Source organism: Paenibacillus sp. FSL R10-2782, assembly GCF_038592985.1.
GTDB lineage: Bacteria > Bacillota > Bacilli > Paenibacillales > Paenibacillaceae > Paenibacillus > Paenibacillus terrae_C.
Map to the genome: position 1 here is coordinate 4,228,212 of NZ_CP151951.1, position 15,940 is coordinate 4,244,151.

Annotated in this window: 14 protein-coding genes; 9 read left to right on the plus strand and 5 right to left on the minus strand. The window is 44.8% G+C overall.

Annotation, left to right across the window (positions count from 1 at the left end; all coding sequences use genetic code 11):
* Window positions 1-320 precede the first annotated feature (320 nt).
* From NST83_RS19130 to NST83_RS19155, 6 genes are all read left to right on the plus strand, one after another.
* Entirely contained in the window at window positions 321-2,246 is a 1,926-nt protein-coding gene (locus tag NST83_RS19130; RefSeq protein ID WP_342415297.1) for a BglG family transcription antiterminator, read from the plus strand.
* Between the two features lie 240 nt (window positions 2,247-2,486).
* Entirely contained in the window at window positions 2,487-2,810 is a 324-nt protein-coding gene (locus tag NST83_RS19135) for a PTS lactose/cellobiose transporter subunit IIA (RefSeq protein ID WP_044645782.1), read from the plus strand.
* Window positions 2,811-2,828: 18 nt separating this feature from the next.
* A complete protein-coding gene (locus tag NST83_RS19140) occupies window positions 2,829-4,124 on the plus strand; it encodes a PTS transporter subunit EIIC (RefSeq protein ID WP_342415298.1) in 1,296 nt (431 codons plus the stop codon).
* 89 nt (window positions 4,125-4,213) lie between these two features.
* Window positions 4,214-5,272, plus strand: coding sequence for a mannonate dehydratase (gene uxuA / locus NST83_RS19145; RefSeq protein ID WP_342418000.1), 1,059 nt, complete (start codon window positions 4,214-4,216; stop codon window positions 5,270-5,272).
* The gene (locus NST83_RS19150) at window positions 5,265-6,701 is read left to right on the plus strand and encodes a glycoside hydrolase family 1 protein (protein WP_342415299.1); all 1,437 of its coding nucleotides are present in this window, start codon (window positions 5,265-5,267) and stop codon (window positions 6,699-6,701) included. The genes uxuA and NST83_RS19150 overlap by 8 nt, the downstream gene beginning before the upstream one ends.
* Before the next feature lie 30 nt (window positions 6,702-6,731).
* Window positions 6,732-7,055 carry a PTS sugar transporter subunit IIB gene (locus NST83_RS19155; protein WP_014277757.1) on the plus strand — a complete coding sequence of 108 codons (324 nt, stop codon included), beginning with the start codon at window positions 6,732-6,734 and terminating at the stop codon, window positions 7,053-7,055.
* 98 nt (window positions 7,056-7,153) lie between these two features.
* Here the strand turns inward: NST83_RS19155 and NST83_RS19160 are convergent, their stop codons facing one another.
* The 3 genes from NST83_RS19160 to NST83_RS19170 all read right to left on the minus strand — a co-directional run bounded on the left by NST83_RS19160 (window position 7,154) and on the right by NST83_RS19170 (window position 10,876).
* Window positions 7,154-8,881: a methyl-accepting chemotaxis protein gene (locus NST83_RS19160; RefSeq protein ID WP_342415300.1), complete on the minus strand. Its 1,728-nt coding sequence runs from the start codon at window positions 8,879-8,881 to the stop codon at window positions 7,154-7,156.
* A gap of 100 nt (window positions 8,882-8,981) precedes the next feature.
* Window positions 8,982-9,746, minus strand: a complete 765-nt coding sequence (locus NST83_RS19165; protein ID WP_342415301.1) for a M15 family metallopeptidase — start codon at window positions 9,744-9,746, stop codon at window positions 8,982-8,984.
* 200 nt (window positions 9,747-9,946) lie between these two features.
* Complete coding sequence (locus NST83_RS19170; RefSeq protein WP_342415302.1) at window positions 9,947-10,876, minus strand: NAD-dependent epimerase/dehydratase family protein; 930 nt, start codon at window positions 10,874-10,876, stop codon at window positions 9,947-9,949.
* Window positions 10,877-11,213: 337 nt separating this feature from the next.
* Here NST83_RS19170 and NST83_RS19175 point away from each other — a divergent pair, with 337 nt between their 5' ends.
* A complete protein-coding gene (locus NST83_RS19175; RefSeq protein WP_342415303.1) occupies window positions 11,214-12,131 on the plus strand; it encodes an NAD-dependent epimerase/dehydratase family protein in 918 nt (305 codons plus the stop codon).
* 73 nt (window positions 12,132-12,204) lie between these two features.
* The gene (locus tag NST83_RS19180; RefSeq protein WP_342415304.1) at window positions 12,205-12,921 is read left to right on the plus strand and encodes a glycosyltransferase; all 717 of its coding nucleotides are present in this window, start codon (window positions 12,205-12,207) and stop codon (window positions 12,919-12,921) included.
* A 173-nt stretch (window positions 12,922-13,094) separates the two neighbouring features.
* On the opposite strand, the gene NST83_RS19185 is transcribed toward NST83_RS19180, so the two are convergent.
* Entirely contained in the window at window positions 13,095-14,159 is a 1,065-nt protein-coding gene (locus tag NST83_RS19185; protein WP_342415305.1) for a glycosyltransferase, read from the minus strand.
* Between the two features lie 28 nt (window positions 14,160-14,187).
* Window positions 14,188-14,538: a hypothetical protein gene (locus tag NST83_RS19190; protein WP_342415306.1), complete on the minus strand. Its 351-nt coding sequence runs from the start codon at window positions 14,536-14,538 to the stop codon at window positions 14,188-14,190.
* 168 nt (window positions 14,539-14,706) lie between these two features.
* Between NST83_RS19190 and NST83_RS19195 the strand changes: the two genes are divergently transcribed.
* Entirely contained in the window at window positions 14,707-15,924 is a 1,218-nt protein-coding gene (locus NST83_RS19195; RefSeq protein ID WP_342415307.1) for a glycosyltransferase family 4 protein, read from the plus strand.
* Window positions 15,925-15,940: the final 16 nt, after the last annotated feature.

Genomic DNA, 15,940 nt, shown 5'->3' on the forward strand with positions numbered 1-15,940 from the left:
TAAGTGGAACAGGGGTTAGTGGTGACCGTATGCGTGCCAATTTTTATAATGAACAGGCAGCCGATCCCGAGGGGAAAGATAGAAAAACCAGATGGAAATGGTCCTTTATTCTGATGATCATTGGATTATTACTGTTTGCTATCTCTATGATTCTAGAATAAGGCCGCCGTGTAGGCGGTCTTTTCTGGTTATCAGATTTCACATACTCAACACCACTCTTTTTCAATCAATTGTATAATCGGATTTTTCACTTTTACATAACCAATCTACTTTAACCGTTGTATACTGTTCATCAGAACAGCTATGGAAGGAGGCTCGTTTTGCGTATTTTTGATATTCTTCGTATATTGGTTGCAGAACAGATGGTCAACGGAGAACACTTGGCAAATGCATTGAAGGTATCCTCTCGAACCATACGAACGGATCTAAAGGAATTGGGTGCGCTGTTGTCAAAGCATGGAGCAGCAGTCAAACCCCTTAAAGGAACAGGCTACAAGCTAGAGATTCATGACGAACAAGCATTTCATCATCTGCTGAAGCAATTAAAGGATTATGAAAATCATGTGCCCTATCCATTAGCGAATTCTTCTGAAGCCAGAAATCGTTATTTAATGAAAAAGCTGCTGCTTAGCAATGCATATGTCAAGCTTGATGATTTAGCTGAGATCCTGTATGTTAGTCGATCTACTTTACAGAATGACCTCAAAGAACTGCGCAAGTTACTGGCAACCTACGGACTATCCCTGGAGAACAGACCGTATCATGGCATTCGAGTCAAAGGTAACGAGGCCAAGCTGCGTTATTGCATTTCCGACTATATATTCAGTAGAACAGATGAAATAGGCGAGCAGCAGATGTCCCACCCTCCTCTGATTTCTAACGAAGAGATGGAATTTATCAGAGAAGTGATTCTGGATCGCATTGAATTCAATGATATTCAGTTGTCGGACATTGCCTTGAACAATCTGGTCATTCATATTGCTATTGCATGTAAGCGTATTCGTGAAGAAAGGTATGTTTCGTATTATCCTCAAGAAATGAAAAAAATTGAAGCGCAGAAAGAGTTTATGGTGGCAACTGAGATCGTATCTGCTTTAGAACAAAACATGAAGCACTCCTTTCCACCTGTTGAAGTTGCGTACATTGCTGTGCACCTGCTGGGTGTAAGGACAGTCGTTAGTGCCCATTTGGACGAAGCGGAGATTAAGAAGATCATTGATAAAGATATCTATGAGCTAACGGTTGAAATACTGGATCAAATTGATCAACAGTTGAAAATGAACATTCACAACGACAAGGAATTGCTGATTGCTTTTTGCCTTCACCTCAAACCGGTCATTAACCGCTATCAATACGGAATGAATTTGCGTAATCCTATGCTGGATGAAATCAAAGCCAATTACCCGCTTGCCTTTGAAGCAGGTATCATTGCTGCAGAAGTCATCAAGCAACGGCTTCATATACACATCGAGGAAAATGAAATTGGATATTTAGCCATTCATATCGGAGTCGCAATGGAAAGAAAGAAAATGGAGGGCGCACCCAAAAGGTGCATGATCGTATGTGCTTCTGGACTCGGCAGCGCAAAGCTGCTGTATTATAAGCTTCAATCGGTCTTCGGTTCCAGGTTGGATATCGTGGGAACCACTGAATTTTATAAGCTAAAACAAATGCCGTTGGATACACTGGACTTTGTCATTAGCACAATCCCTATTTCAGAGCCGCTTTCTGTCCCCATCATACATGTAAATACATTTTTGGGCGGTTCCGATATCACTAAAATTGAACAAGCAATCTCAGAGGCAAGACTTCCTGCTGTGCAGTATGTACGCAAAAAAATGGTCTTTCTTCAGCAGAAGTTTGATAACAAACTCCAGGTGCTTGAATTTATAGCCGCAAAAATACGCGAAGCCGATCTAGTGAAAGGCCCTCTACTGCAATCTGTGATAGAGCGCGAAGCTGTTTCCCCCACTTCATTTGGCAACTTTGTCGCGATTCCGCATCCGATGGAACCATTCGCAGATTCCACGTTTTGGGCCATCTGTACATTACAAAAAGCCATCGATTGGGATGGCAAGCCAGTACAGTTTATTTGTATGCTCTGCATACAGCGCACCAAATCAGAAGATTTACAGAGTATGTATCATATTTTGCTTGAAATTTTAAATAATGAAAAGCTCGTCCAGCAGCTTATCCGCTGCAAAACATACACGGAATTCGTAGAAGTGCTGCATAAAAATAGTTGAACATAGAAGTATGTAAAGACAGGAGAAATCTGAAGCCTACATGGCCAGGGTCTCTCCCTTTTTATGTTTAGTGATGGAGATAGCATTAAAAGAACGATTTATTTCCGTTAAGAAGAGGAAATAATGTGCGTTATGTTGAAAGCGATTCCAATTTATAATGCTGAAGAAGGCAGCTTTTGAAGGGAGATAAGAAATATGAATAATGATGAAACTACAGAGCACGACGTGAGCATGGAGGGCATGGATGATACAGAAATTGTATTCCAAATTATATTATACGCTGGGAATGCACGCAGCTCGGCCATGGAGGCGATTGAGCTTGCAAAGGCGGGAAAGTTTCAGGAAGCCAAAGAAGAATTAGCCTCAGCTAAAAAAGAACTGGTGTCCTCCCACAAAATTCAAACTAGAATCATCAATAAGGAAGCAGCGGGTGAAAAAACAGAGATGTCGGTCATGATGGTACATGCTCAAGATCATTTGATGAATGCCATCACCATTCGCGATATGGCCTCAGAGTTTGTAGACCTGTATGAACGTATTGATCAATTCGTACCCAAATCGTAGAGGGAGGGGCGCTATCCCATGGCTTTCAAAGACAAGCTAATCAACGGCCTCACATCAGTGGCAAATGCAATCAACAATTTTAAATATATTATAGCAATCAAATCAGCCTTTATCACATTAATGCCTGTCATCATTGTGGGTGCCTTTGCTGTACTGATTTCCAATATGGTGATGGACCCCGTAAATGGTCTGGCCCACTTTAAGCCGTTCTCATTCCTGGCAGAGTACAAACCGATTTTCTCAGGTATTAACTATGCCAGCTTGAATATCCTTACCATCCTGGCTATTTTCATGATTGGTCTGGAGCTAGGAAAAATAAACGGGGAGAAAAACCTCTTTCCAGGACTACTCGCTGTAATCTGCTTTATATCTGTGACGCCGACCACGATTGAGCTGATGGTTAACGGGGAAATGCAGAAAGTAACGGATGTCATAGCCCGCCAGTTTACGGATACCAAGAGCTTGTTTTTAGGTATTTTCATAAGCATTCTATCCGTTGAGCTGTACAACAAGCTGGGCAAGTCCGATAAGCTAAAAATTAAAATGCCTGAAAGTGTTCCCAGCAATGTGGCTGTTTCTTTCTCGGCACTCATTCCAACCATCATTACGGTGACTGTCTTCTCGATGCTTGGATTCTTCTTTCATAAATTTACAGGTCTCTACCTGTATGATGCCGTCTATAATGTGGTGCAAAAACCGCTGGAGACCGTGGTGCAGGGACTGCCGGGTATACTGGTGCTGATGCTGGTTGCGCAAATCTTCTGGGTGATCGGCATTCACGGGAACCAAATGGTAAAACCGATTCGTGAACCTCTGCTGCTTGGAGCGATTACCGTCAACATGACTGCCTATGAGCAAGGACTGCCGATTCCGAACATTATTACGATGCCTTTCTGGGACGTATACATGAGTATCGGTGGTTCAGGGATTACGCTGGCCCTTTTGATTTGTATTATGATTGCTTCCAAGCGGGAGGATATGAAGGAAATTACCAAGCTTTCGTTTGGACCGGGTCTGTTTAATATTAACGAGCCTGTCATTTTCGGACTTCCAATTATGTTGAATCCATTGATGGCTATCCCTTTCATTATTACTCCGCTCATCACAGGAACGATTGGCTACTTTTCGACGTTGCTTGGATTTGCAGGTAAGGCCGTCGTCATGGTTCCATGGACTACTCCGCCTATTATTAATGCCTACCTGTCTACAGGTGGAAGCATTGGCGCCGTCGTAACCCAGATCATTTGTATTGTGGTAGCGATTATCATCTATTTCCCGTTCGTCAAAATTGCCAACAAGCGAACGGCTGAATAATGCGCTACTATGGAAGTATATTCCCTAATTGAAAGCGCATTATTAATGGATTCAGTTAACGCCAACTTTAAAGGAAGAAGCTGATCATGGTGAAAATGACTTTTCGGTGGTATGGCGAGCAGGATTCCATTCCACTCTCTTACATCCGGCATGTCCCTTATATCAAAGGAATTGTAAGTGCGGTTTATACCGTTCCGCCTGGAGAGGTATGGCCATTGGACCGTATCACTGCTCTCAAGCAGCAAATCGAGGAAGCGGGACTTACATTTGAAGTCGTGGAAAGCGTTCCGGTACATGAAGCGATTAAGCTGGGACTCCCCACCAGGGACAACTATATTGCCAACTATAAAGAAACCCTGAGAAGGCTGGGTGATACCGGGGTAAAAGTCGTCTGCTACAATTTCATGCCTGCCTTTGACTGGTTTCGTACCGTCATTGACAAGCCTCTTCCCGACGGATCGTTGACATTGGCTTTCTCAGGGGAAGAACTGAAAAGGATTGAGCCGATCATTGCTGATTTTACGCTTCCGGGTTGGGATTTATCATATCCAAAGCAAAAGCTTCCTGCTTTAATGAAGCAGTATAAAGAACTGGGAGCCGAAGGAATCTGGGAGAATCTAGCTTATTTTCTGGCAGAAGTGATTCCCACAGCCGAAGAGGTCGGCGTGAAAATGGCGATCCATCCAGATGATCCGCCATGGCCTGTTCTGGGTCTGCCGCGTATTCTTAGCAAGGAAGCAGATTTTGACCGTCTGCTGGAGCTTCAGCCCACCGTGCATAATGGTATTACCTTTTGCAGTGGCTCGCTAGGCAGCTCACCAGACAATGATTTACCCGGAATGCTAGACAAATACGTCGCGCAGAAAAGGATTCATTTTGTTCATCTACGTAATGTCAAACGTTATCCTAACGGTGATTTTGAAGAGTCAGCGCATCTGTCCGAATCGGGTAGCATAGATATGGCGGAGCTGATTCATATCCTGCATCGTCATCAGTTTGAAGGGTATGTAAGACCTGACCACGGGAGAATGATCTGGGGAGAGCAAGGAAAGCCCGGCTATGGACTGTATGACCGTGCATTGGGAGCGGCCTACTTAACGGGCCTTTGGGAATCTACAGTACGAAAAGGAGAAGCATGTAATGGCTAAACATACGATACAAATTCCGTCGAATTTCATCATAGGTGCTGCGGCTTCCGCCTGGCAGACAGAGGGCTGGAGCGGTAAAACGGAAGGTCAGGACTCATTTCTCGACCAATGGTACAAAAATGACCGCTATGTCTGGCACAATGGATATGGACCTGCGGGTGCAACCGACTTCTATAATCGTTACGCTGAGGATATTGCGCTGATGAAGCAGATTGGCCTGACCCATTATCGTACTTCTATTAATTGGTCCCGCTTCTTAACGGATTATGAGAATGTTGTCGTGGATGAAACGTATGCAGATTATATGAGCCGGGTCATTGACGAGTTGATTGCCAGTGGGGTCGAGCCCATGATTTGTCTGGAGCACTACGAGGTGCCCGCTTTTTTGCTAGACAAATATGAGGGCTGGTCTTCCAAGCATGTGGTGGAACTGTTTGTGAAATATGCGGAAAAGGTTTTTGAACGGTACGGAGATCGGGTAAAACACTGGTTTACATTTAATGAGCCGATTGTTGTACAGACTCGTGTCTATCTGGATGCCCTTCGCTATCCCTATGAACAAAATACGCGGAAGTGGATGCAATGGAATTATAATAAAACGCTGGCTACTGCGAAATGCGTACAACTTTTCAAAGCCAAAAACTATAATCAGAACGGGGCGAAAATAGGCGTTATTCTGAATCCCGAAGTTACTTATGCCCGATCCAGCGCCCCTCATGACCAGTACGCGGCACATGTGTATGATTTATTTTACAATCGAGTATTCTTGGACCCTCTTATTAAAGGCGAATACCCGCAAGAACTATTCGACTTAATGAGCAAGCATGATATTACATTTGAATCAACCACAGAAGAACTAACAGTCATTAAGGACCATACTGTGGACTACGTCGGCATCAATCTCTATTATCCACACCGGGTCAAGGCGCAGAGCAAAGCGTGGAATGAAAATATTCCCTTCCATCCCTCTTACTACTATGAGCATTTTGATCTTCCGGGTAAAAGAATGAACAAGTCACGGGGCTGGGAGATTTATCCCAAGATCATTTACGATATGGGAATGCGTATCAAGAACGAATATAACAATATCGAGTGGTTTGTCGCGGAAAATGGTATGGGCATTGAGAATGAAGTTGTCTTCAAAAATGAGGAGCACATCATTCAGGACGACTATCGCATTGACTTTATAACTGAGCATTTATACTACACGTTACAAGCTGTAGAGGATGGTTCGAACTGTACAGGTTATATGCTGTGGGCCTTTACAGACAACGTTTCTCCTATGAATGCTTTTAAAAATCGCTATGGACTGGTGGAAATTAACCTGGAGAATGATCGAAGTCGGCATTTGAAGAAGTCCGGCTACTGGTATCAATCTGCTATCAAAGAACGCTCGTTTGTTGCTGATCTGGATGAAGAGTATAAATAATTAAAAATCAATTTCTGGAGGCGTTCAAATATGAAAAAAATTATTCTGGCATGCTCTGCGGGTATGTCCACATCCATTCTGGTTTCCAAGATGAAAAAAGAAGCGGCAGCCAGATCCATAGAGCTTAACATCGAAGCCATCCCCGAAAGTACCATTAAGGAAGAGCTGGAAGGCATTAAAGATTCTGTAATTGCTATTTTGCTTGGTCCTCAAGTACGGATGCGTAAAAAGCCGGTTGCCGAAATTGCAGCTCCCTATGGCATCCCGGTGGATGTCATTGATACGATTGCTTACGGTAGAGCAAACGGTGCCGCCGTGCTGGATCAAGCCTTGAAGCTGGCTGGCGAATTATAATGAACATGTAGACACTTTTCGATGAATAAGCAAAAGGCGGCAGTCTCCCATCAGGAAGCTGCCGCCTTTCCGTATATTGGTATACATATTGATATTGATTATCCCGTCACCTTAAACCGTCCAATCAACTGGCGCAGCTCAGCGGACATCCCTTTCAGACTCTCCGCCGATTGGCTGACGCCTTCCATGGAGGTTAGCTGCCCATCCGAGGCTTCTGCAATCAGGTGGAAGTGTTCAGCTGCATGCCGTGAAATTCCCTCCATCTGATCCACAGAAGCTGCGACTTCCTCAGAAACAGAAGTGATTTCCTCCGAGGCAGCCGATACCTCCTGCAATTGTGTCGTGATCCGCTCCAGACCGGAATGAATATGGCCAAAGGATTGTCCAGCCACATTTACAATGTCCATTCCCACCTTGGCTTCAAGGGCGCTTCCCTCCATCTGTATGGACAGCTCGGAAGTCTGTTGCTGAACCGAGGTGATGATGCCTGCGATAACCGCCGAGGACGACTGGGATTGAGTCGCCAGCTTCCTTACCTGCTCGGCTACCACGGCAAAACCACGCCCATGCTCTCCGGCCCGAGCCGCTTCTATCGCTGCATTCAGCGCGAGCAGATTGGTTTGTCCGGCAATATCCGTCATCAGGGAGAGTACCTCTCCGATTTCCACGGAATGCTCCTCTAATTGTTTGGTGGCGGCAGCCATTGCCGCTGTAGAGTCTACAATGGATTTCATTTGATCCACAGCCCTGACAATGGCTTCATTACCCTGATGCGCATTCTCGGTAGTTTCCTGCGATAAGTCCGTTACAATCGCAGCAGATTGTGCAATGCGATGCATGCTGGAGGTCATGTCCTCCATGCCTTTATTCATCTCCATGGCCTGGAGTACCTGGGTTTCTGCCCCCACCGCAGCTTCTTTAATATGTATGGAAATATCCCGACTGGCTTCTGCTGTAACGTGGGCATGATTGTATACATCCCCGGATGAAGACAGGATCTGGTCCGAGCCTTTGCGAATGCCCTCAATTACCGTTCTTGTATCCGTTACGAGGACCCCAAAAGCCGAAGCCAGATGGCCAATTTCATCCTTACGATTCGTATCAATAACGACCGTCAGATCGCCTTCACCAACCTTGGCGACGTCTCGGGTCAACCTTAATAACGGACGAGTCAAATATTTGGCTAGTGCAAAGACCAACAGAATACATACCACCAGCACAATCGCAGCTACGATCAGCATCGTTCTTCTGGATGCTTCCATTAATTTGTATACCCCTGTAGCATCCAGATCTGCCCCGACAACTCCTGTAATACTGCCGTCCTTGCCTTTAATCGGAACATAAGCCGAGACGGTGGCTCCGTATTCATCCTTTGTCAGATCGCCTATGGAAGCCTCGCCCGTTTCAAAGGTATGCAGCATCCCCGGGTACGCATTGTTTTCGGGAGTGCCTAGCGGCGAATAGTCCTCTTTGGCGGTGGAAGCAGCCACGCCGTCAACGATGTACACATAGCTCGCTTGGCCTCCGTCTTCCACTTTCCCCAGCGTGTATAAATACTTGAAGCCGTTAGCTTCCTTCAGCTCGTTAAGCTGATCGCGAAGCTCATTAAAATAAGCATTCTCTCCCCCTGCAACGGGTTTAATGTCTGTATATTTGTCCACATTAATCATGGCTGCGGCCCTTTCGGCCACCGCTTTGGCCTGCTGGCCCATGGAGTTTTCCACCAGTTCGCTCGAAGATTGATACAAGGTAAAACCCAAAATGGCTCCACCGATTACAATAAGGCTCGAAAAAAACAACACCATACGTGACAACAGACTGTTCAACCCGCCAACGCTCCTTTGGATACTCCAACTTGTATTTACATCATTTTATATTATACATGTCTTTCTGCCTATCCTTTTTAGTTAAATCGTCCCACATTTCCTATTCCACATCAAAATTGAAGTATGTTTTAGCATAAGGCTCCTTCATCAGCGTAAAGTGCCACCATTCCTTGCTGTAAGGCTTGAAGCCATGCTTCACCATAGCATCCCTAAGAATTTTTCGGTTCGCCTGCTGTGTCTTGCTGATCAGCTTCGTGTTGTAGTAGGAAATATCACCGAAAAAATCAAACGGACTCCCCATATCGACAGTCTTCCCCGTTTTGATGTCCACCAGCGTCAAATCCACAGTGCTCCCCCGCGAATGGCCGGATTTCCTGGCGATGAAGCCCAGCTTGAACAAATTGCGCTTATCCAGCTTCGGGTAATACTGCTGCTTCATTTTGAGATCACCGCTATCCTGCGACCATCTGACAAAATGATTCACGGCTTTTTGCGGACGATAGGCATCGTATACTTTCAACAGGTATCCTCTGGCTGCCAGATCATCGCTGACCCCTTTTAAAGCCGCTGCACCTGTATGGGTCATGATCGCAAAAGGTCCCTTATATCCATCAATCCGTCTGCCAACAAAGTTATTTTCACTATAATAGCGGATTTCATATTGCGCCGCAGGAATCACTTCATCCAGATACACGAAGCCCTTGGGCAATTTATTTTTCTTTTCAATGGTCAAGTTCTGCGTTGTACTGCTATCCGTTGTTCCGTCCGAAGCTCCGGCAGCAACGGTGAAAAAAGGACCTGCATTTAGCAAAAATGCACATGTAATCAGTGCGATGCCGATTTTTCTTAAAGACTTTTTCAACATAGGTCAGACTCCCCTTTGTGAAACTGGTTGGCTTACTGCTGACCATTGTATCAGGTGAGGACATATTTTCCTATAAGTAGCTGCCCGGCCATGCTTTAATTCAAGCTTCTTAAATTCCCTTTATACACGAGAATTTTGCAAAATCCTGACACAAAAAAAGAGGCTGCCCCCAGCCCCTTCCTGAATCGCACGCTTTCCCGCTACACGCCTTCTTTTCCTGAACCAATACTGCTCACATACGTCTCCTTCAATCCGGCAGAGATGCCATATAGCGGCTCCCATCGAAGCCAATGTCTCGCAACTACGTTGCTAAGACAGCTATGGTGAATGTCTCCCGCCCGCGCAGCTGAATACACGGGGCGAACGGTCGAGCCGTGCAGCTTTAGCAAATCGTAGGCCAGCCGATTGATGGACGTGGTTCGTCCCGTACTCACATGTACCGTACGCTGATCCGCTGCACGTATAGCCGCCAGATTCGCTCTGACTACATCCTTGACGTACACAAAATCGCGGGTTTGCGTTCCGTCGCCGTGAATGAGCAAGGGGCTTCCTTTTTTTAGCCGATCCATAAAAAGAGCGACTACACCGCCCTCTCCCTTCGCCGCCTGACCGGGACCATACACATTGCCGTAACGCAAAATCGTGTAATTCATGCCATATAACCGATGAAAAAGCCGGATATACGACTCTGCGGTCAGCTTGGAAAGCCCGTAGCCCGAAATCGGCTCCACAGGATCGTCTTCCTGAATACATTGCTTTTGCAGTTCACCGTATACGCCGGATGTGGACGCAAATATCAGCTTGGATACACCAGCTTCATGACAAGCCTGCAACAGATGAATCGTCCCCATCACATTCACATCTGCGTCCTCATCTGGTCGATGGATGGATTGCTGGACATCGGCCTGTGCCGCCAAGTGAAACACAATATCCGGGCTTTCCCGAATGAGCAGCGTCCGGGTCTCGGAGCTGCGGATATCCGCCATATGCATGACCGCGCGCGGGTCCACATTTGCGACATTCCCGGTCGTCAGATTATCCAGCACATGCACCCTGATGCCCGAATCGACAAGCGCACGCACCAGATGGGAACCAATAAATCCGGCTCCCCCGGTAACCAAAGCCTTCACTGGCGCCCTCTCCTTTCAAAACTGAACAGGTCGGCTCTTGGGCCATATCAGCAACTGCGGAGACAGACGTCCTGACACGTTGTTATCCCGGTATGACAGGCCCATATGTGCTATCCCCTCTTCACATTATTTTATGCGTTGCTCCATAGCTTGGCGCAGGCGCAAGTACAAACAGGCACCAAAACGATCATTTCACGCGCACGAGTATCCCAACGGAGGAAGGCACAGAGCTGAAGATGGCTGACCCGTGAAGATGCGCAGCATGTCTGGGTCCAAGACCAATCCAAATCGAGCTTTGTTGAATATGAATACAATAAAGAAAGGAGGAGAATCTCATATGAAAGTTGTTGTAACTGGTGGAGCCGGATTTATCGGGTCTCACCTGGTCGAAGAACTGCTTGCACAACACGCGAAAGTACACATCATTGACAACTTCTCAACCGGTCTTCACAGTAATGTACCAATGAATGCAGTAGTTCACGAGGTTGATATCAATACCCATGAGGCCTGGCAAGTCATCATGCGTGAAAAGCCAGATATTGTGTTTCACCTTGCCGCACAGGCCGAGGTTCATCGTTCGATGCTGGAGCCAAAATTTGATGCAGACGTAAATATTTCCGGGACAGTGAATATCCTTGACGCTTGCCATGCGTCCTCAGTTAAGCATATTGTATTTTCTTCTTCATCAGCGTTATATGGAAATTTACAGCGTTCACAGCTTTCTGAGGACGATCCTATTCATCCCGCTTCCTATTACGGACTTTCTAAATGGGTGGGTGAGAATTATCTTCGTTTATTTTATGAGTTACGCGGACTCTCTTATACCAATCTGAGATATGCCAATGTATATGGACCACGTCAAACAGTAAAAGGAGAAGGATGTGTGGTAGCCCTAATCATACAAAAGCTACAGTCTGGGGAAACATTCAATATCCATGGAGACGGCGAACAAACACGTGACTTCGTATTTGTGAAAGATGTTGTACAGGCAAATCTCTCCTCAGTTAAACTAGGTAAGCAGCAGACATTGAATATCGGGACTTCCAGCAGCACTTCAATTAATAGACTGATTGAACTGGCTGAACAGCTCCACGGCTCAAAACTGCCCACAGCTCACACCTCTTCCAGATCAGGTGATATCCGGCACAGTTGTCTAGATAACACTAAAGCACGCCAACAATTGAAATGGAGACCCCTATTCAATATGATAGAAGGTTTTACAGAAACATATCATTATCATGTTACCAATAAATAATAATATTTCTATATACTCTTAAAACAAGACCTTTTGTAAGCTAAATAAGCGAACCGGAAAGGAATGAATCACATTGCTGCCCAGAGTTTCGATCGTTATTCCCTTTTACAATTGTCCTTATATCAGTTATTCCATAGAAAGTCTGCTTGCTCAGACCTATCCGAACCTTGAAGTTATCGTTGTGGATGATGGTTCAACAATACACACCGATAAAATCCAGCCCTATCTAAGTGCAATCCAGTATATTGGAAAGCAAAATGGCGGCACTGCAAGTGCCGTTAACCACGGATTTCATCTGGCCAGCGGTGAATATGTTGGATGGCTCTGTTCCGATGATTTATTTTACCCGGACAAAGTGATGAAGCAAATGACATTTATGCTCACTCACCAGCTTCATGTATCCTTTTCCAATAGTGACTATATTAACCCGGATGGAACAATTGAACCTGCATTGTGGCCAAAAATAACAAGCCAAGCTGACCTTTGCCGACTCTTTCAATCCCAGAATCCAATTAACGGCTGCGCGGTGATGATGAGAAAAGAAGTGTTAGCACATGTTGGCATGTTTGATCCAGGCCTACCCTACACACACGACATGGATTTATGGATTCGTATCCTGCTTGCAGGCTATAAAATGGGCTATCTTGATGAATCACTAAATCAATATCGGGGGCACCCCAATACGGTCACGAATCGCATGAGTGATAAGGTGCTGGAAGAATTTCAATTCCTTATTCAGAAGTACCATGGCAAGCTCCATGAACGTATCGTTCGTCTTGAAAATCCATAAACAATATAAGTATTTGCACTTCTTGGGTCTTTATTGGAATAACCATTTGGTTTATCCGATGAGATTCGGAAGTGCTTTTTTATGAAAATCAAAAAAAGCCCGTACCTGACAACAGCAGGTACCGGCTTGCGATGTAGTTCATATGATGCGTTTCCTTTTGTCCAGCATTTCACTCAACCAATCTCACGTGCCATACTAATCAGGTGCTCTGCGTAAGCATGAAGCGAGAAATTGGCCACAACATGTTTTTGCGCCGTCTGAATAATATAATCCCTGACCATCTGATTATTCATTAAATCCAATGCCTCATTTACAGCTACTGTGACCTGTCCTAGCGGGTACAATTTACCTGTTTGTCCGTAAGTTATCATATTGATCACCCCATCTTTTTCGGAAGATAGTACCGGACAACGGCAACTCATCGCCTCAAGAACAGAATAAGGTGCTCCCTCTTCCTTGGATGTAGAGATCAGCAATCCCCCTGAGTCCCCAATCATTGAATAATGTTCCATCATCTGAACATGCGGTACGTTATGGCGAAGGGTGATATGAGGGGTCAACCCAAGCTGATCCATGGTTCCCAAAAAGTTTTTCCGTTCACTTTCTTGAGTAAAGGTCGGATCTTCATACATCCAAAACTGCAAATTCGGCTGATGTTGAAGAAGATAATGACAGATCACGAGAAACTCGCGCCAGTTTTTATTATCCTCTGCCCTGCCGATCCATGCAATGATTGGAGATGGCTGCTTAGGAAGCTCTATATACGTAAAATTTTCAGCGTCAAAAGGGTTATTAAAATAAAATTTAGGAATTCCCGAAAAAAATTCTTCATATAAAGCACTGATATGCGGAGTACAGGGATTTAATAATCCGGAGGTGTAAGCAGCTACACAAGCACTGGCGCCTGACAAGGAACTACGTGCGACAGTTTTCGCACCATACCCTTGAACTTCCAAAATAAGCTTTCCTGTATACCCGAGACATCGAAGCCGCGGAAACGCAGTATAGTCTGTTGTCACAACAATGAAGTCATATCCATTGGTATTCAAAATTCCACGGATTTCTTCATCACTATTCGTAATAAAAACCTCATGATCTGTATTGTTCTGCAGAGCGGGACTGAGAGAATAATACAAGCAGTGGCCTTCATGACCATACATTTTCAGAGCTTGACAGCGATAACGATTAAGCGGATCGATTCCCCCGCCGGATAAGTAAAATACAAATAAAAATTTCAAAAAATTCTCCCTCGCTTTCTTCTACAACCTATTGATCCAGGAGTACAAAGTCTTGCTCTGTGAATACGGCGACAAGATTTCCTTCATTTTTTGCGTAAACAACCATTGCCGTTGAATCGGGCTGATTTATATTCGTGATGACTTCGAGTCTAAACGGCAGGTAACTGGTTCTAACATCGTTAATATTGATCGTGGAATATACGAGCGGTACGGTTTTGATCTGATTAAGCGACAGGTGTATTTTATCGTCTCCACAATAGCCGATCATTAATGCTTCATACACTCTGGAGCCCGGATTTTGAATGACCACATCCAAGCTGTTAATGTACCTCGAATCTATACGGGCGTTCGCATCTGCTACTAATTGGAAAACTGACAAATACCACACCCCCCTTTCTTGGGAATACTAATTTATATGAATAATAGAACCAAGAGGTTTGGACATTTAGTTATTTCTTTTATAGTAGGGCTCTCAACCATACCTTCTGATTTGAAAAACATATAGTATTATGAACTGCTATTACACTGGAAATGGGGAAAATAAGAAATGAAAATATTGCTGGCAACAAACTGGCTTCTTCCTCACTTGGGTGGAGTCTCAAACTATATGGCAATAGTCAAGAAAAAACTTGAAGAAATGGGACATGAGGTGGATTTATTTGGAAAAAATGATACAAATTCATTCTACATGTTAACCACAGGGGAACAATTGAACAGGTTCGATCATCTTCATCCGATGCTGGAAGCCAAGAACAAATCATTGTATGAGCCGCTTTTTAAGCATGGGTTGGATACCATTTTCCACATTGAAACAGAACGATTCGCGTTGGAATTAACGCTAGCCTACCTTGGCTTGCACAAATATGACCTGATTTACAGCCAGGATATTATTGCAACCTATGCATTGTCACGAGTAAAACCCCCAAAAACCCCTCTAGTCGGTTCTGTCCATGGGGATATTGTACAAGAGGTATCGTTTATCAGACCTCAAGAGGAATTAGAAAAGCAAAATGGGCTGTTGTTGAAATATTACTCCTTCCTGGAACAATTGGGTGTCAAGTTTGCGGATCAAACCATCGTTTCCTGTAATTACATGAAAAATAGTTTGGTCAGCAAACATGCTGTAGCTCCCGAACATATTCGCGTTGTTCCACTCGGATTCGACATTTCCAATTTTTACGAGAACATGCAACACTCCGTTCCTTTTTCCACTCCCAACGGCAAAAAAGTGATTTTGTTCGCTGCAAGGCTTACTCGCTTAAAAGGACTTGATATTCTTATCCATGCATTATCCTTGTTGTCTAACGTCCGTAATGACTGGGAATGCTGGATTGCGGGTGACGGCGACGCGACAGAAGAGATGCAGCAACTTGCATCACACCTGAGCCTGAACCATCAAATTCGCTTTCTAGGGAAGCACGACGATATTCCTGCCTTATTGAATAAGGCTAGTATTTTCCTCCTACCTTCTCTGCATGAAACACTGCCCTACTCCGTAATGGAAGCCCAATTGGCAGGAAAAGCAGTGATCGCAACGAATGTCGGCGGCGTTCCTGAGTTAATTCAGGATGGTATTACCGGTCTTCTGGCTCCAGCTGGAAATAGTGAACTGTTGTTCAACCATTTAAATACGCTGCTTAGTCATGATCATCTGCTTAATGAACTTGGTCATAATGCCAAACAACACGCCTTACAGAAGTATTCTGCGGATATGCTGGTCCATAATTTGACAGGAGTGTTTAATGAGGTTCTGCATGTCCAATAATTAACGGGGGAGAGAT